Raw genomic sequence first — 17354 nt, 5'->3', positions numbered from 1 at the left:
TTTTTAACGGAAAAAACCATTAAAAAGCAGCCTGCACTTTATATTGTGTGGCAACTTAAATATATTGCACCGTCAAAATTTCATATTCACGAATACCGCTTGGGGCTTGCACTTCGGCAACATCGCCCTCTTCTTTGCCGATTAAGGCGCGTGCAATCGGCGAATTAACCGAAATTTTGAACAATTTGATGTCCGCTTCATCGTCGCCCACAATTTGATAGCACGATTCTTCATCGCTGTCCAAATCCATCAAATTCACGGTTGCGCCAAACACGATTTTGCCGTCTGCGTGGATTTCTTTCGGGTCAATAATTTGCGCGTGCGACAATTTGTTTTCCAATTCCGCAATGCGTCCTTCAATAAAGCCTTGGCGGTCTTTTGCCGCTTCGTATTCCGCGTTTTCCGACAAGTCACCATGCGAACGTGCTTCGGCAATCGCGGCAATCACTTCGGGACGCGCCACGCTTTTGAGTTGTTGCAATTCAGCTTTCAAGCGTTCCGCACCGTGAACGGTTAAAGGGATTTTTTTCATGATTAAATGTGTTCTCCAAAAATAGCCCCAACTGTGCAGGCTGCTTTGTTTAAATAAATAAATAAAAAGGCAAGCCGCAATCAATTTGCGGCTTGCTAGGGGTTGTTTTTAATGACGCGCATTGTACCAAATCAGGCAAAAAAGGCAATCATTTTATGCCATTACTGCAAGGGCTGCATGCCCATAAATTCCATCAAAGAATTGGTAAACGCAGGATTATTGGGTTTATTGGTCATATTCGGCCAGCGTTGTTGCCAACCGCGCAAAGCATTTTCCACATAGGCTTTGGATTGCGTGGCATCAATCACACCACGTTGGCTATCCACCGCGGCTTGTTGGTAGACTTCATACACGCTGTCGTCCACGCTGTTTCTGCCAACCAAATTGATGCGGAATCGGTTCAAATGTTGAGCAGCCTGCACTTTGGTTAAGCGACCTGCACGAACTTCCAAACCCAAACGATGCGATTCGGCGCGCAATTTCGCCACATCAGACCAATGGCTGCTTGCCAAAGTAAAACGCCCAGACGATGTCGTGCTTTGAGTAGAAGGCGAAAAAACACCCGATAATTGCGGCGCAGAACACGCACCCAATGCCAACATCATTAAACCAACTGCAACAATTTTTGTTTTCATATTGGATTCCTTTCCAAAAATGCTTAATAAAACTTGGCGCGATAATAAACGATTTTGCTGCTTTGGGCAAAGTGCAGGCTGCTTTGCCTTTTTGTCCAAATCTATGATTTAGGTACGCAGTAGGCATGAAGCACTACCACAAAAGCAGCCTGCACTTTTTTGATTAGCGATTTTTCAACTGCTCATGCAATTCTTGTACGCTAAATACATGTGTATCGCTCAACGCTTTCACGCCAAAGCTAATCGCTTCGCCGCCTGCCACAGTCGTGTATTGTGGTACACGTTGGCTCAATGCACTGCGGCGGATTTCTTGGCTGTCTGAAATTTCGTTGCCTGTACTGCCTGAAGTATTGATAACCAAGGCAATTTCACCATTTTTAATCATATCCACAATATGCGGACGACCTTCACGCACCTTGTTTACAGGCTGCGCGATAATGCCGTGTTCCGCCAAATACGCCGCCGTGCCGCGTGTCGCGCACAAACCATAACCGAGTGCTTGGAAATTTTTCGCCGTTTGCAAAATCAACGGTTTATCTTCATCGCGCACCGCAATAAATACTTTGCCTGTTTTGCCGAAACGCTCGCCTGCGCCTAATTGCGCTTTCAAATACGCTTCGCCAAAGGTTTCCGCTACGCCCATCACTTCGCCAGTTGAACGCATTTCAGGGCCCAAAATCGTATCCACCCCTGGGAATTTGATGAATGGGAACACCGCTTCTTTCACCGCGTAGAAATCAGGGATAATTTCAGCCGTAAAGTTTTGTTCTTGCAAGGAAATGCCAGCCATCGCACGCGCCCCGATTTTCGCCAACGGCACAGAAGTCGCTTTGGACACAAACGGTACGGTACGGCTCGCACGCGGATTCACTTCCAATACAAACACCACGCCGTCTTGCACCGCAAATTGCACGTTCATCAAACCTTTCACGTTCAGCGCAAACGCCATTGCTTTGGTTTGGCGACGAATTTCGTCTTGAATTTCAACGCTCAACGAATACGGCGGCAACGAACAAGCCGAGTCGCCCGAGTGAATACCTGCTTGTTCAACGTGCTGCATAATGCCGCCAATCACGACTTCTTTGCCGTCTGACACGCAATCCACATCTACTTCAATCGCATTATTCAAGAAGAAATCCAACAACACAGGGCTGTCTTCCGAAACCTGCACCGCTTCGCGCATATAACGCTGTAATTGTTCCTCAGAATGAACCACTTGCATCGCACGACCACCCAACACATAAGACGGACGCACCACCAACGGATAGCCAATTTCTTCCGCCAACGTCAAGGCTTCGGTTTCATTACGCGCAATGCGGTTTGGCGGTTGGCGCAAACCCAACTCATTCAAAACTTGTTGGAAACGCTCACGGTCTTCGGCTGCGTCAATGCTGTCGGCTGATGTGCCGATGATGTTCACGCCATTTTCAACCAGCGCATTCGCCAATTTCAAAGGCGTTTGACCGCCATAATGCACAATCACGCCCCAAGGATTTTCTTTGCGGACGATTTCTAACACATCTTCCAACGTCAAAGGCTCAAAATACAAGCGGTCGGACGTGTCAAAATCGGTAGAAACGGTTTCAGGGTTGCAGTTCACCATAATCATTTCAAAACCGCTTTCGCGCAACGCTAACGCTGCGTGTACACAGCAATAGTCAAACTCAATGCCTTGACCAATGCGGTTTGGACCGCCGCCCAAAATCATCACTTTTTTGCGGTCAGACGGACGCGCTTCGCATTCTTCTTCATATGTGGAATACAAATACGCAGTGTCGGTGTCAAATTCAGCCGCGCAAGTATCTACACGTTTGTAAACTGGGTGCAAATTCAAGTTGTAACGATGTTCGCGCACGTCTTTTTCAGGCAGCTCCAATAATTGGGCAATACGTTTATCTGAAAAACCTTTGCGTTTCAAACGGCGCAAAGTATTGAAATCCAAATCTTGCAGGCTGCCTGAAACGATTTTTTGCTCTTCTTTGACCAAATCTTCAATTTGTGCCAAGAACCAAAAATCAATTTTACAAATATCGTAAATTTCCTGAATGCTAAAACCTGCGCGGAAAGCGTCCGCCACAAACAACATACGTTCAGCGCGTGGCGTGGCAAGTTCGCGGCGAATTTCCGTTTTGTCTTGCGAACGCGGATTAAAGCCGCACAAACCTGTTTCCAAACCGCGCAAGGCTTTTTGGAAACTTTCTTGAATAGTGCGACCCATTGCCATGACTTCGCCCACCGATTTCATTTGCGTGGTCAAAGTGTCGTCCGCCGCAGGGAATTTTTCAAACGCAAAACGCGGAATTTTCGTAACCACATAATCAATGCTCGGCTCAAAAGACGCTGGCGTGCGTCCGCCTGTGATGTCGTTACGCAATTCGTCCAATGTGAAACCGACTGCCAATTTCGCCGCTACTTTCGCAATCGGGAAACCAGTTGCTTTACTCGCCAACGCAGACGAACGCGATACACGCGGATTCATTTCAATCACAATCATCTCGCCGTTTTCGGGATTGACCGCGAATTGCACGTTTGAGCCGCCTGTGTCCACGCCAATCTCACGCAATACCGCCAAGCTGGCATTACGCATGATTTGGTATTCTTTGTCGGTCAAAGTTTGCGCTGGGGCAACCGTGATGCTGTCGCCTGTGTGTACGCCCATTGGGTCAAAGTTTTCAATGGAACAGATGATGATGCAGTTGTCTTTTTTGTCGCGCACCACTTCCATTTCGTACTCTTTCCAGCCCAAAACGGATTGTTCAATCAACAATTCATGCGTAGGTGATGCGTCAAAACCGCGCTCGCAAATCGCCAAAAATTCATCTTTGTTGTATGCGATGCCGCCGCCTGAGCCGCCCATGGTGAATGACGGACGAATCAGCGTTGGGAAACCCACTTCTTCTTGGGCGCGCAAGGCTTCGTTCATCGTGTGGCAGATGAATGATTTGGGGGTGTTCAAGCCGATTTTTGCCATGGCGTCTTTGAAGCGTCCACGGTCTTCGGCTTTGTCAATCGCGTCTTCGGTTGCGCCAATCAATTCCACGTTGTATTTAGCTAATACGCCATTTCGCGCCAAATCCAAAGCGCAATTCAACGCGGTTTGTCCGCCCATAGTTGGCAAAATTGCGTCTGGGCGTTCTTTGGCGATGATTTTTTCCACCGTTTGCCACATGATTGGCTCAATGTAGGTAACGTCCGCTATGTTCGGGTCGGTCATAATCGTGGCTGGGTTGGAATTGACTAAGATGACTTTGTAGCCTTCTTCGCACAAGGCTTTACACGCTTGTGCGCCTGAATAGTCAAATTCGCAAGCCTGACCGATAACGATAGGGCCAGCGCCGATGATAAGGATGGATTTTAGGTCGGTACGTTTAGGCATAGATGGGTCTTTCTGTTTTAAAAAATGTTATTCAACTTTATCAATTATTTCTTGAACTAAGTGGCGATATTCATCAGGAATGAAATAACTGTGTTTGTATGCTCCTGAATGGTCATAATCTCTGCCAAATTTGATTAATTGACGGAGAAAATCGTTAGCTTTACGAGTAATTACTTGGCTGACATTGCTTAATAATCTGCCTGCATGTTGGACATCATTACCAATTTCATATGTATTGAAGAATATCTCTTTAATTTCCTCGCGATGAAATTCACGATTTTCAGATAATAAGATTTTAAAAAATGCAATAAATCGTTCTTTTAAATTAATTTGTTTAGATAAAAAATCAGACAATTTGCTTTTTAACTCATCTCTTGAATATTCGGGTATGTCAAATGAAACCCTATCTGCATCATATTGTTGTAAAGAATTTTCTTTTCTTTGGATAGCTTTCCGTTTAATAAAATCTTCTGCTTCGGGTAAAGGGATAATTTGGGTGGGATAAATAAGTAACTCATTGTTTTTTGAAATAAATGAATTAATCTTGATGCATTTAATATCCAGTCCTTTATCATTTAGCCATAAAACAGCAGAAGCAACATCAGAATTAAAATCTCGTGAAACTAAAATAATGCGTTGTTCTTTATTCAACTTTTCCATTTCAAAAGTAACAAGAAAATTTTCAATTTCTCGTTTTGCATCTCTATCATTATATTTCTTATTAAGATAATCCTGATGTATTTTAAAAATTTCTTCATCTGTAAAAGCTGAGCAATATGAAGCATATTTAATTGCCTGCCATTCAACATGATTGCCTGAAGTATCTCTCTTTAATTCAATAATAACTAAATTACCATTCTCATCTATTGCTAATAAATCTAATCGAATACCACTTGGTAAGATAATTTCTTTCCCAATAATCAATAATTTTTCCCCAAGAATTTCTGGGGTATCGTCAATCCATTCTTGAATATCGTACCGCTCACTTAAATTTAATTCTGAAAATGTTGTTGCATTTAATTTATTCATTTTCTTGTTGGAGATGTCAATTTGATACATAGATGATCCTGTGTAAATGGTATTTTCAGTCAGCAAGTGTAGGTTGGGTTGAAAACCCAACACAAACCACTAATCGCCTAAAAACGTTGAGTTTGGCAACCCAACCTACTTTGGGGTCGTCTGAAATTCGTTCGCCTCCTTGTAGGTTGGGTTGAAAGCCCAACATAAAACCGTCAAATTATCTGCCGGTGTTGGGTTTATCAACCCAACCTACGTTTATTCGCCAAAACCGTCTTCAATTTCCACACCATTTCCTGCCCAATCCATCGGCAAAATTCCTTTTGCCACATATCGTTGGAATGATGAATATTGCCAATCCACCACGCGTTTGACGTATCCATGTTTCACGGGTTTTGTAGATGCATTGAGTTGAGGAATCGACGATGTCCGCGCTGAGTTGGCTGATTTTTTCAGGTCGATGGTTTCGTTGTCTGCGAAGGCGAGAGCGCTCATAAGTAGGCAGAGGAGTAAAGCCATTTTTTTCATGAAATACCTTTATGAGTGGGTTTTCTTCAGATAGTTTGATGAGCAAACCGCCTTGTAGTTTGGTGTAATGTGTTAGCGATTGTTTTGTTTTTGGTAGTCGTCATTCCATGCTTGCACGGCTGTATTGGCGTCGCGTGCAACAGAATGGATGGTGTTGCACGCGGATAATACGCTGATTAATGCGATAAACAGGGCTACTTTTTCAGGTGGTGTCCTGAAAAGTGTGCTGTAAAACTAAACAATGCCAAAATGAATATCAAAGAAAGCTAAATCAAAAACTTTCTTGTGATAAAACATACTTTTAGAAAAACAACACGTTTTTCTAAACGCTCGCCTTACTTTGTGCCGTAAACGACAGTTATTACCCTCAATGCCAACTGTGTGTTGCTTACCAACTAGATGCCATTCTTCATTTGAAAAGACATTTAAAAATGCAGCCCAGTCATCGGTCGCAATTCTGTCATAGGTTACACGCAACTCTTTCAAACGCCGTTTGAGTGCTCGCGCTGTTGCTAAATCGCGTTTACCCCAAACGTAAGCGACAATTTCGCCACTTTCTCTGTGATAGGCATAGACTAGCCACACTTTATTAGACTTGTTACCGACAAATGTCCAAAACTCGTCTATTTCAAGTGTAGGGTAATGTTTTTGTTTAGGAAATGGCTCAAACTCATGGCGTTTTAAAGCAGCCTGAACTTTGTCTTTGCTGTAACCCGTAATTGCTGCAATATCGCGAATACCACAACCTCTAACGGTCATTCTCCAAACCTGCTCATCAGCTTTGGAATGACAACCCTTATAGGTAAGGTTATGGTCGCCAATAAAATTACGACAAAAATCTTTGCAAAAATATTTTTGTTTACGATTGCAAGAGTAGCCATTTTTCTTTATATTTTGTCCTTGGCAGCGAGGACAAGTTAGAGTTATTTCTGTTTTCACACACTCAAATATACTCTGTTTTTGCTGCTTTTTTATTGCTTATTTTTTTACAGCACACTTTTCAGGGCGCCACCCTTTTTCATAGGGTCAATCCTTATGTTAATAGTGGTGAGTAAGACCGGCCAGTATTTGACTGGCATGAAATCGGTATGATTTTTAAAAGCTGGTAATAAATGTAATCAAGCCAAACACAATACCAGGTGCATTAGCCAATGCCACAGGCCAATCGCGTTTTTCTTTAAGTAAGCCATATGCCACCCATAAGGTACAGTTAATCGCTGCCACCAAAGGTTGCAAAGGTGCGCCTTTGTTGCCTGCCAAATTCGCTTGAATTTGTGGAATATAGGATACATACATACCCACTGCCATAATCGTAGCGGCAATAGACAATATGCGCATTTGTTTTTCAGTTAATTTCATAAAAAATTCTTTTCTTTCTTAGAGTAGTGTAAAAATATTGGATTAATCTTCTTGTTTGGTTATGGCAATTTTTCCATCATTATATTCAGCAAGGAATATTTTGCTAACATCTTCAATTCCTTGTGATTTTAATTCAGCAAGCAACCAATCTTCATCTTTATCAATCATTTCCAATGTCGTTTGCACAATCACACCATCGGTAACCAAAGAATATTTGGGATTGGTTTCGCTAAACGATGTAATGATAATTTGCCCATCTTGTTCCAAAATGGCTTGTTTTACATCTTTGATTGAGTAGATGCTTTGCATACGCAATTTAAAAGACAAATCATGTGCTGATAAGCCCACTTGCTTCATGGATTTGACATCAATTTATCCTTTTGAAACCAGTACAACTAGTTCACCATCAACCCATCGTTTGACTAAATTATTATGCTTTTTCAACCATCGCAGTGATAAGACTAACATCAACCAAATGATTAAAATCAACATAAACTCTAAAACGGTAATATCAGGATTGTAAATAACGCCACCAACAATACCACCTAATACATAATTTTGCACTTGATCGCTTGCAGATGCAGGGGCAAGATTCCACTTTTCTGTTAAATTAATCAGTAATATCAATGCCAAAAAACCCAGCAACAATTTCAGTGCAACATCAAAATAAAACACAAACTTACCCTTTTATTGCTTTTATATTAGCAACAAATTTATCAAACAAATAACCGACATCATGCGGACCGGGACTGGCTTCGGGGTGTCCTTGAAAACTGAACGCGCTTTGATTCGTCAATTCAATGCCTTGCACCGTGCCGTCAAACAGCGAACGATGCGTTACGCGTACATTTTCAGGCAGCGTGTTTTCATCAACTTGGAAGCCGTGATTTTGGCTGGTAATCATCACTCTACCTCTCGCCAATTCTTGTACAGGGTGGTTTGCGCCATGATGCCCGAATGGCATTTTGCTGGTTTTCGCGCCGCTCGCCAAACCCAATAATTGATGTCCCAAACAAATCCCGAACACAGGTTTTTTGGTTGCCAAAATTTCGCGGATTGCATTGATGGCGTAATCGCAAGGCTCTGGGTCGCCTGGACCGTTGGACAAAAATACGCCGTCTGGATTGCTTGCTAACACATACGCCGCTGGGGTTTGTGCTGGGAAAACGGTTAAGCGGCAACCGCGTTGCGCCAACATTCGCAAAATATTGGTTTTCACGCCAAAATCGTACACGGCAACGTGCAATGGCGTTTCAGGCTGCCTGAAACCTTCACCCAAAGCCCATTCGCCTTCTTTCCATTCGTAAGGCATTGAGCAGGTTACTTCTTTTGCCAAATCTTTACCTACCATGCTGCCAAATTCGGCAATCAATTTTTGCGCTTGTTCAACGGTTGCGTTGTCGCCAGTCAAGATTGCGCCAGCTTGTGCGCCTTTGTCGCGCAAAATTCGCGTTAAACGGCGCGTGTCAATGTCGGCAATGGCAACGGTTTCGTTGCGAACCAAGTATTCTTGCAAACTTTCTTCAGCGCGGAAATTGCTGTGCAATAAGGGCAAATCGCGAATAATCAAGCCAGCCGCGCGGATTTTGTCGCTTTCCACGTCTTCGCGGTTTGCGCCTGTGTTGCCGATGTGGGGATAGGTTAGCGTTACGATTTGTTTGGTGTAAGACGTGTCGGTCAGGATTTCTTGATAGCCTGTCATGGCGGTATTGAACACGACTTCGCCTGATGTGTTGCCGTTGTAACCGACTGATGTGCCGTGAAAAACGCTGCCGTCTGCAAGTACGAGTAAGGCTGGAATAGACATTTTTTGAGAACTCCTGATTTTTAAAATAAGGTTTTTGTGCAGGCTGCTTTTTATGGTTGAAAAAAAACACGCAACATAAATTTTTGTTGATTTATGTTCCGTGCTTTCAGGTATATGCGCTGCAAGAAAGCGGTGTATTGTAAACAAAGTAGCGTGTTTATTCAAGATACGTTAAGCAACGGAGTAACTTAAATAAACTCGGTAAGATAAATCCCACCTTACAGCCCACATCAATCACAACTTCTCCAATTTCGCAAACGCCGAATCCAATTCCTTAATCCCTTGTTTGCCAAAGTTAATCGTCAGCCGTGCGCTGCCATTTTTGTTTACCGCATCAATAATCACGCCTGTGCCAAATTTTTCGTGGCGCACATTTTGCCCCAATTCGTAGCCATCAAACAATGTGTTTGAGCTTGGGATTGAATGTGCAGGCTGCTTTTTGTTTGCTGCAAACGGCTCGCGCCAAGTGTGCAGGCTGCTTTTTTGGTTTGCCGATAGAAAATGCAGCAATTCCACAGGAATTTCATCAACAAAACGCGAAGTCGTGCCAAATTGCGTTTGTCCGTGCAACATACGCTGCTGCGCCATTGTCAAATACAAGCGTTTGCGCGCGCGCGTAATCGCCACATACATCAATCGCCGCTCTTCTTGCAAACCGCCTTGTTCTTTCAAACTCAATTCGCTGGGGAAACGCCCTTCTTCCAAACCACTCAAAAACACCGCGTCAAATTCCAAGCCTTTTGCCGCGTGAACTGTCATCAACTGTACCGCTTGTTGCCCAGAAGCAGCCTGCATTTCGCCGCTTTCCAATGCCGCATTGCTCAAAAACGCCAAAATCGGAAATTCTGGGTTGTCCAACGCATTTTCAGGCAAGTTTTCAAATGCCGTGTCTTCGGGTTTGAAGTAATGCACCGCGTTCATCAATTCGTCCAAGTTTTCGGTGCGTTCGCGTTCCGCAGGCTGCTTTTGCGATTGATAATGCGCGTATAAACCGCTGTCGTCCAAAATATTTTGCATGATTTCGGGCAGCTCCAACACGCCCACTTGCTCGCGTAAACGCTCAACCAACTGCACAAACGCCGCCACTTTTGCCTTGCCTTGCGTGCAGGCTGCTTGCCACAAAGACGTGCCTTGTTGCTGCGCGGCGTGTTGCAAATCTTCAATGCTTCGCGCCCCAATGCCACGCGGCGGAAAGTTAATCACGCGCAACAAAGCGTTGTCGTCATCGGGGTTCACCGCCAAGCGCAAATACGCCAGCGCGTGTTTGATTTCTTGCCGCTCATAAAATCGCAATCCGCCATAAATTTTGTATGGCACAGCGGCTTTGAACAACGCCTGCTCAATCACACGCGATTGCGCGTTGCTGCGATACAACACCGCCATTTGCTCCAACGACCAGCCATCGCGCTGCAAATTTTTGATTTCTTGTACGATAAATTCCGCTTCTTCAAAATCGTTAAACGCCGAAAAAAAGCGAATTTTGTCGCCCAACTCGGCATCGGTACGCAGATTTTTGCCCAAGCGTTCATCGTTGTTTTCTATGACTGCGTTGGCAGCCTGCAAAATCGTCCCCACAGAACGATAGTTTTGCTCCAATTTAATCGGCTGCTCAATGCCAAATTCGCGCATCAACGCCGTCATATTGCCCACATTTGCGCCACGAAAACGATAGATAGATTGGTCATCATCGCCCACCGCAAAAATCGCCGTTTGCTCGCCTGCCATCAGTTTGAGCCACGCATATTGCAATTTGTTGGTGTCTTGAAATTCGTCCACCAAAATGTGGTTGAACCGCTGTTGATAATGTTGGCGCAAGGCTGGGTTACGCTGCAACACTTCGTAGCTGCGTAACATCAGTTCAGCAAAATCCATCACACCTTCGCGTTGGCACATCGCTTCGTATTCCGCGTAGCATTCAATCAGCGTTTTTTCGTATGGATTACTGGCGTGCAGGCTGCTTGCGCGTAAACCGCTTTCTTTTTGCGCGTTGATAAAGCCCATCAGCACACGCGGTGCAAGCGTTTCTTCGGCAACATTAAGCTGTTTGAGCAGGCGTTTAACGAGCGATAACTGGTCTGCGCTATCCAAAATCTGAAACGCTTGTGGCAACTGGGCATCGCGGTAATGCAAACGCAAAAAACGATGACACAAACCGTGAAACGTCCCCAGCCACATGGCACGGAGATTGGTCGGCAACATCGCCCCCAAACGGGTTTGCATTTCTTTGGCGGCTTTGTTGGTGAACGTAACCGCCATAATGCTGTGTACGCTTGCCATGCCGTTTTGCAACAGCCACGCAATGCGAGTTATTAGCACGCGCGTTTTGCCCGAACCTGCGCCAGCCAACACCAACACCGACTGTGGTGGATAAGTTACGGCAGACAATTGTTCGTTGTTTAAGTTGTGCAACAAAGATGCGCTGAGTTGAGAATCAGAAAAAAACATAATTAAAAAGTGCAGGCTGCTTGGAAATAAAAACGGCATTGTAGTGAAATTCGGTCAATAAAGGAAAATATCTATATTAAAATTTTACTTTCCCCTATTGCCAAAACAAATGAAAGACAATATCATTAGCAACAGATATTTACTATCGTTTGTTTTTAGGGAGACATGATTATGTTTGTATGTATCTGCAATGCGATTACTGACCACAAAATCAAAGAAGCCGTTGCTGCTGGCGCGTCTTCCTTAACCGATTTGAAAGACCAACTGGGCGTAGCAACTTGCTGTGGCTGTTGTGCTGATTTAGCATCGTCTTTCTTGGGTGCAAACACAGGCAATACACATACAAGCTTGTCTTCATCTATTGTGGTGGAACGCTAGTTTTTATCTGTTTTTCATTTTTATTCCTTTTATCACTTGATACAGCAACTTTCGGGTTGCTGTTTTTTTGTGCAGACAAAACCAAGCAGCCTGCATTTGATTATGCGATAATGCGCCCACTTTTTTTATTCAACAGCAGAGAACAAAATCATGGCAGAAAAAAAATCCAGCAAAGACAAAGTATCCGTAAACCGCCCCACCACCGAAGCCGAACGCGCCACCGCATTGCAGGCTGCTTTGGCACAAATTGAGAAAAACTACGGCAAAGGCGCAGTCATGAAAATGGACGGCAGCCACCAAGACGAAGAATTGCAAGTCATTTCCACAGGTTCGCTCACATTGGACATTGCCTTGGGTGTGGGCGGTTTACCACGTGGTCGTATTGTGGAAATTTACGGCGCAGAATCATCGGGCAAAACCACTTTATGTTTGGAATCGATTGCACAATGCCAAAAAGCAGGCGGAACGTGTGCGTTTATTGACGCAGAACACGCATTTGACCCTATTTACGCGCGTAAATTGGGCGTAGAAGTCGAAAAATTGTTGGTATCGCAACCCGACACAGGCGAACAAGCTTTGGAAATTTGCGATATGTTGGTGCGCTCGGGCGGTGTGGATATGGTCGTGATTGATTCGGTTGCCGCACTTGTTCCCAAAGCGGAAATTGAAGGCGACATGGGCGACAGCCACGTTGGTTTGCACGCTCGTTTGATGAGCCAAGCCTTGCGTAAACTGGCAGGACACATCAAAAAAACCAACACGCTGGCGGTGTTCATCAACCAAACGCGCATGAAAATTGGCGTGAGCTATGGCAATCCAGAAACCACAACAGGCGGCAACGCGTTGAAATTCTATGCGTCTGTGCGATTGAATATTTCTGGCACAACCAAAATCGAGAAAAATGGCGAAGCGATTGGTAAAGAAACCAAAGTCAAAGTGGTTAAAAACAAAGTTGCGCCACCGTTCCGCATGGCTGAATTCGACATTTTGTATGGCGAAGGCATTAGCTGGGAGGGCGAATTGATTGATTTGGGCGCAGATTTGGACGTGATTAACAAATCGGGTTCGTGGTTTAGCTACGAGGGCAACAAAATCGGTCAAGGCAAAGACAACGTGCGCCAATGGTTGAAAGATAACCCTGAAATCGCCAACGAAATTGCGGCAAAAATCCGCGAATTGGTGAGCGACAATCCATCGGCTATCGAAAGCATTTCGGCTGACGATGATGACAATGCGCCTGATTTTGGCGATGATGAATAATTTGCCGTTTAATTAAATGGTTGTGTTTTAATTTTTCGTTGATATGCGAACACAGCCAATTAAATCAACATAAAAAGCAGCCTGCACTTTTTGTTTAACAAGTGCAGGCTGCTTTTTTGTATATATAGTGAATTAAATTTAAGTCAGCACAAGGCGACAACGCCTGCCGTGTACAAATCGTACATAAAGGCGTTGGCAACGCAGTGATGGCTTGAATTTAATTCAATATAAACAAAAAACTAGAGTTTTTTTGTACCATTTCTACTTGAAAAGACAGCAGCCAGCCTTATCTTGCCAAGCATCGTAGGCAAAAGCAGCCTGCACTCGTAAACATCCGTAGAAACACGACTATTTTTAGGAGCAAAAACAATGGCAAAAGTAATTGGTATTGACTTGGGCACAACCAACTCATGCGTGGCGATTTCTGAAAACGGCACGATTAAAGTGATTGAAAACGCAGAAGGTGCGCGCACCACACCATCGATTGTGGCATACACCGACAGCGAAACACTGGTTGGCGCACCCGCTAAACGTCAAGCCGTAACCAACGCAAAAAACACGATTTACGCAGCAAAACGCTTAATCGGTCATAAATTTGAAGACAAAGAAGTTCAGCGCGACATTGAAACCATGCCATTTGAGATTATTAAATCTTCAAACGGCGACGCTTGGGTAAAAGCACAAGGCAAAGAATTGTCTCCGCCACAAATTTCTGCCGAAGTGTTGCGTAAAATGAAAGAAGCTGCCGAAGCGTATTTGGGCGAAAAAGTAACCGAAGCGGTCGTAACCGTGCCTGCTTACTTCAACGACAGCCAACGTCAAGCCACCAAAGATGCAGGTCGCATCGCTGGTTTGGACGTTAAACGCATCATCAACGAGCCAACCGCAGCAGCTTTGGCGTTTGGTATGGACAAAGTATCAGGCGGCGACCGCAAAATCGCAGTTTACGACTTGGGCGGCGGTACGTTCGATATTTCGATTATTGAAATCGCGGACGTGGACGGCGACAAACAGTTTGAAGTGTTGGCAACCAACGGCGACACATTCTTGGGCGGCGAAGACTTCGACCAACGCATCATCAATTTCATCATTGACGAGTTCAAAAAAGAGCAAGGCATTGATTTGAAAAATGACCCAATGGCAATGCAACGCGTGAAAGAAGCCGCAGAAAAAGCCAAAATTGAGTTGTCTAGCGGTCAGCAAACCGAAATCAACTTGCCATACATCACAATGGACGCGACTGGCCCGAAACACTTGGTGTTGAAAATCACACGCGCGAAATTTGAATCTTTGGTGGAAGATTTGATTACACGTTCGATTGAGCCTTGCCGCATCGCCTTAAAAGACGCTGGTTTGAGCGCGTCTGATATTGATGATGTGATTTTGGTGGGCGGTCAAACTCGTATGCCAAAAGTACAAGAAGCGGTTAAAGACTTCTTTGGTAAAGAACCACGCAAAGACGTGAACCCTGATGAAGCGGTTGCCGTGGGTGCAGCGATTCAAGGCGAAGTGTTGGGCGGCGGTCGCACAGACGTGTTGTTGTTGGACGTGACGCCGTTGTCTTTGGGCATTGAAACCATGGGCGGCATCATGACCAAGTTGATTCAGAAAAACACCACGATTCCAACCAAAGCATCGCAAGTGTTCTCCACAGCGGAAGACAATCAACCAGCCGTAACCATTCATGTGTTGCAAGGCGAACGCGAACGCGCTTCGGCAAACAAATCGTTGGGTCAATTCAACTTGGGCGACATCGCACCTGCACCACGCGGTATGCCACAAATTGAAGTAACTTTTGACATTGACGCAAACGGCATTTTGCACGTTTCGGCAAAAGACAAAGGCACAGGCAAAGCGGCAAACATCACGATTCAAGGTTCATCTGGTTTGAGCGAAGAAGAAATCGAACGCATGGTTAAAGACGCGGAAGCCAATGCCGAAGAAGACAAAAAATTGCACGAATTGGTGCAAAGTCGCAACCAAGCCGAAGCCTTGATTCACTCAGTTAAAAAATCTTTGGAAGAACACGGCGACAAATTAGAAGCTGCTGAAAAAGAAAAAATTGAAGCGGCGTTGAAAGATACCGAAGAAGCGGTTAAAGGCGACGACAAAGCCGCGATTGATGCCAAAGCCGAAGAATTGGGTAAAGCCAGCCAAAAATTGGGCGAAATCGTGTATGCCCAAGCGCAAGAGCAAGCACAACAAGGCGAAGCAGCACAGGGCGCAGCGTCTGGCAGCAGCAAAAAAGACAATGACATTGTGGACGCGGAATTTGAAGAAGTGAAAGACAAATAATCGGCGTTGATTGTTGTTGATTAAAAAGCAGCCTGCACATTTTGTTTACTGAATGTGCAGGCTACTTTTGATATAGTGGATTAAATTTAGATTAGGACAAGGCGACAACGACCGCCTTGTACAGCTAGTACATAAGGGAGTTGGCAACGCGGTACTAATCTAAATTTAATTCACTATAAATCGTTCTTTTTTATCCGTGACCCAGACGATTTGCCGATTGAGTTTTATAGCGAATAAACAAAGTGCAGGCTGCTTGTTCCATTTCCAGAAAAGCAGCCTGCACTTTGTTTATGGATAAATTAACCTACATACGTCAAATAATGTTCATACGCAGGATTGCGTCCTTCCACAATATCAAAAAAGCGTTTTTGGATTTCGGTGGTAATTGCGCCACGCTCGCCAATGCCGATTTGACGGTTGTCGATTTCGCGAATTGGCGTTACTTCTGCCGCTGTACCTGTAAAGAACACTTCGTCTGCAATATACAATTCATCGCGTGTGATGCGTTTTTCTACCACTTTGATGCCGATTTCGGTGGCGATTTCAATCACAGTGCGGCGTGTGATGCCGTCCAAAGCCACGTCCAGCGCAGGGGTGTAAATCACGCCGTCTTTAATCACAAAAATGTTTTCGCCCGAACCTTCGGCAACATAGCCTGTTGCGTCCAACAAAATCGCTTCATCATAGCCGCCTTGGTGCGCTTCGGTGTTCGCCATAATGGAGTTCATGTAGTTGCCATTGGCTTTAGCTTTAATCATGGTGATGTTGGGGTGATGACGCGTGAAGCTGCTGATTTTGCAGCGAATGCCTTTACGCAAGCCCTCTTCGCCCAAATACGCGCCCCATGCCCAAGCGGCAACAATCACTTGCACGTCATCAGCTTTGGGGGCAATGCCCAATTTGTGTGAGCCGTAAAACGCCATTGGACGGAAGTAGCACGATTTCAAACCATTGGCTTTGACGACATCGATGTGTGCTTGGTTGATTTGTTCTTTGGTAAACGGCAAATCCATGCCCACAATTTTGGCAGAATTGAACAAGCGATTGGTGTGGTCTTGCAAACGGAAAATCGCTGGGCCTTTGGGCGTGTCATACGCGCGAACGCCTTCAAATACGCCCATGCCATAGTGCAAAGTGTGCGTTAAAACGTGGGTTTTGGCATCGCGCCAATCGACCATTTCGTTGTTGTACCAAATTTTGCCATCGCGGTCAGATAAAGGCGTAGCGAGAATGGGTGCGCTCATAATATCTCTTTCTATGTGTTGAGTGGTTCAAGTTAAAGGGAAAGTGGGCGATTATACACGCGCAAAACGATTAAACAAGTATCAAATCTGCCCCAAATCGTTTACACTTACGGCAATTTTGACGTCTTGCAGCGCAAGCAGCCTGCACTTTTTTACAACAGGAGCAATCATGAAGTTATTCTATTTAATCATCAAAGCCATTGTTTTGATTTTTTTCTTGATTCTTGCCTTAATCAATTTCCAGCGCGTGCCGTTTTCGTATTTGCCATCGCAGCAAATGGAATTGCCTTTAATTGTCGTGATGTTTGGTATGTTTGTCGTGGGCGCGATTTTTGGCATGTTTGCCTTGTTCGGACGACTGTTGCGCCTGCGTAGCGAAAATGCGCGTTTGCGTGCCGAAGTCCAAAAATCTGCTCGTTTGGCAACCCAAGACATTGCCGCGCCCGTGCAGGCTGCTTCTGACAAGCAATAAGGAATC

The 17354-nt window shown here is 44.8% G+C and carries 16 protein-coding genes; 4 read left to right on the top strand and 12 right to left on the bottom strand.

Annotation, left to right across the window (positions count from 1 at the left end; translation table 11 throughout):
• Nucleotides 1–55 precede the first annotated feature (55 nt).
• From greA to DQN52_RS04455, 11 genes are all read right to left on the bottom strand, one after another.
• A complete protein-coding gene (greA, locus tag DQN52_RS04505) occupies nt 56–532 on the bottom strand; it encodes a transcription elongation factor GreA (protein ID WP_003789367.1) in 477 nt (158 codons plus the stop codon).
• Nucleotides 533–693: 161 nt separating this feature from the next.
• On the bottom strand, nt 694–1167 hold the full coding sequence (locus tag DQN52_RS04500; protein WP_032827586.1) for a hypothetical protein: 474 nt from the start codon (nt 1165–1167) through the stop codon (nt 694–696).
• A 163-nt stretch (nt 1168–1330) separates the two neighbouring features.
• Nucleotides 1331–4543 carry a carbamoyl-phosphate synthase large subunit gene (carB, locus tag DQN52_RS04495; RefSeq protein ID WP_003785371.1) on the bottom strand — a complete coding sequence of 1071 codons (3213 nt, stop codon included), beginning with the start codon at nt 4541–4543 and terminating at the stop codon, nt 1331–1333.
• A 27-nt stretch (nt 4544–4570) separates the two neighbouring features.
• Nucleotides 4571–5602 carry an endonuclease NucS domain-containing protein gene (locus tag DQN52_RS04490; protein ID WP_003785370.1) on the bottom strand — a complete coding sequence of 344 codons (1032 nt, stop codon included), beginning with the start codon at nt 5600–5602 and terminating at the stop codon, nt 4571–4573.
• 216 nt (nt 5603–5818) lie between these two features.
• A complete protein-coding gene (locus DQN52_RS11465) occupies nt 5819–6055 on the bottom strand; it encodes a hypothetical protein (RefSeq protein WP_032827585.1) in 237 nt (78 codons plus the stop codon).
• A 267-nt stretch (nt 6056–6322) separates the two neighbouring features.
• Nucleotides 6323–7027, bottom strand: a complete 705-nt coding sequence (locus tag DQN52_RS04480) for an IS1 family transposase (protein WP_111694419.1) — start codon at nt 7025–7027, stop codon at nt 6323–6325.
• Between the two features lie 156 nt (nt 7028–7183).
• On the bottom strand, nt 7184–7447 hold the full coding sequence (locus tag DQN52_RS04475; RefSeq protein WP_003785368.1) for a SemiSWEET family transporter: 264 nt from the start codon (nt 7445–7447) through the stop codon (nt 7184–7186).
• 42 nt (nt 7448–7489) lie between these two features.
• Complete coding sequence (locus DQN52_RS04470) at nt 7490–7819, bottom strand: DUF421 domain-containing protein (protein WP_331250424.1); 330 nt, start codon at nt 7817–7819, stop codon at nt 7490–7492.
• Nucleotides 7820–8122 carry a DUF421 domain-containing protein gene (locus tag DQN52_RS04465; protein WP_003785363.1) on the bottom strand — a complete coding sequence of 101 codons (303 nt, stop codon included), beginning with the start codon at nt 8120–8122 and terminating at the stop codon, nt 7820–7822.
• Between the two features lie 4 nt (nt 8123–8126).
• The gene (gene carA, locus DQN52_RS04460; RefSeq protein WP_032827584.1) at nt 8127–9254 is read right to left on the bottom strand and encodes a glutamine-hydrolyzing carbamoyl-phosphate synthase small subunit; all 1128 of its coding nucleotides are present in this window, start codon (nt 9252–9254) and stop codon (nt 8127–8129) included.
• Between the two features lie 234 nt (nt 9255–9488).
• Complete coding sequence (locus DQN52_RS04455; protein ID WP_003785360.1) at nt 9489–11699, bottom strand: UvrD-helicase domain-containing protein; 2211 nt, start codon at nt 11697–11699, stop codon at nt 9489–9491.
• Between the two features lie 171 nt (nt 11700–11870).
• Between DQN52_RS04455 and DQN52_RS04450 the strand changes: the two genes are divergently transcribed.
• The 3 genes from DQN52_RS04450 (at nt 11871) to dnaK (ending at nt 15632) form a co-directional block, all read left to right on the top strand.
• Complete coding sequence (locus DQN52_RS04450) at nt 11871–12077, top strand: bacterioferritin-associated ferredoxin (RefSeq protein WP_003785358.1); 207 nt, start codon at nt 11871–11873, stop codon at nt 12075–12077.
• A gap of 150 nt (nt 12078–12227) precedes the next feature.
• Complete coding sequence (gene recA / locus DQN52_RS04445; RefSeq protein ID WP_003785355.1) at nt 12228–13337, top strand: recombinase RecA; 1110 nt, start codon at nt 12228–12230, stop codon at nt 13335–13337.
• A 369-nt stretch (nt 13338–13706) separates the two neighbouring features.
• Nucleotides 13707–15632, top strand: a complete 1926-nt coding sequence (dnaK, locus tag DQN52_RS04440) for a molecular chaperone DnaK (RefSeq protein ID WP_003785354.1) — start codon at nt 13707–13709, stop codon at nt 15630–15632.
• A gap of 299 nt (nt 15633–15931) precedes the next feature.
• On the opposite strand, the gene DQN52_RS04435 is transcribed toward dnaK, so the two are convergent.
• Nucleotides 15932–16876 carry a branched-chain amino acid transaminase gene (locus DQN52_RS04435; RefSeq protein ID WP_003785353.1) on the bottom strand — a complete coding sequence of 315 codons (945 nt, stop codon included), beginning with the start codon at nt 16874–16876 and terminating at the stop codon, nt 15932–15934.
• A gap of 169 nt (nt 16877–17045) precedes the next feature.
• On the opposite strand from DQN52_RS04435, the gene DQN52_RS04430 reads away from it, so the two are divergent.
• Entirely contained in the window at nt 17046–17348 is a 303-nt protein-coding gene (locus DQN52_RS04430) for a LapA family protein (RefSeq protein WP_003789339.1), read from the top strand.
• Nucleotides 17349–17354: the final 6 nt, after the last annotated feature.

The organism is Kingella kingae (assembly GCF_900475905.1).
Taxonomy (GTDB): Bacteria; Pseudomonadota; Gammaproteobacteria; order Burkholderiales; family Neisseriaceae; genus Kingella; species Kingella kingae.
Note: the sequence above shows the minus strand (reverse complement) of the source record. Positions and strands in the feature narration are given on the sequence as shown.

Bases quoted from the DNA above. Each gene is read 5' to 3' on its own strand.
- carA (WP_032827584.1), bottom strand. From the start codon at position 9,254: ATGTCTATTCCAGCCTTACTCGTACTTGCAGACGGCAGCGTTTTTCAC.
- recA (WP_003785355.1), top strand. From the start codon at position 12,228: ATGGCAGAAAAAAAATCCAGCAAAGACAAAGTATCCGTAAACCGCCCC.
- greA (WP_003789367.1), bottom strand. From the start codon at position 532: ATGAAAAAAATCCCTTTAACCGTTCACGGTGCGGAACGCTTGAAAGCT.
- DQN52_RS04490 (WP_003785370.1), bottom strand. From the start codon at position 5,602: ATGTATCAAATTGACATCTCCAACAAGAAAATGAATAAATTAAATGCA.
- dnaK (WP_003785354.1), top strand. From the start codon at position 13,707: ATGGCAAAAGTAATTGGTATTGACTTGGGCACAACCAACTCATGCGTG.
- DQN52_RS04430 (WP_003789339.1), top strand. From the start codon at position 17,046: ATGAAGTTATTCTATTTAATCATCAAAGCCATTGTTTTGATTTTTTTC.
- carB (WP_003785371.1), bottom strand. From the start codon at position 4,543: ATGCCTAAACGTACCGACCTAAAATCCATCCTTATCATCGGCGCTGGC.
- DQN52_RS04500 (WP_032827586.1), bottom strand. From the start codon at position 1,167: ATGAAAACAAAAATTGTTGCAGTTGGTTTAATGATGTTGGCATTGGGT.
- DQN52_RS04450 (WP_003785358.1), top strand. From the start codon at position 11,871: ATGTTTGTATGTATCTGCAATGCGATTACTGACCACAAAATCAAAGAA.
- DQN52_RS04435 (WP_003785353.1), bottom strand. From the start codon at position 16,876: ATGAGCGCACCCATTCTCGCTACGCCTTTATCTGACCGCGATGGCAAA.
- DQN52_RS11465 (WP_032827585.1), bottom strand. From the start codon at position 6,055: ATGAGCGCTCTCGCCTTCGCAGACAACGAAACCATCGACCTGAAAAAA.
- DQN52_RS04455 (WP_003785360.1), bottom strand. From the start codon at position 11,699: ATGTTTTTTTCTGATTCTCAACTCAGCGCATCTTTGTTGCACAACTTA.
- DQN52_RS04475 (WP_003785368.1), bottom strand. From the start codon at position 7,447: ATGAAATTAACTGAAAAACAAATGCGCATATTGTCTATTGCCGCTACG.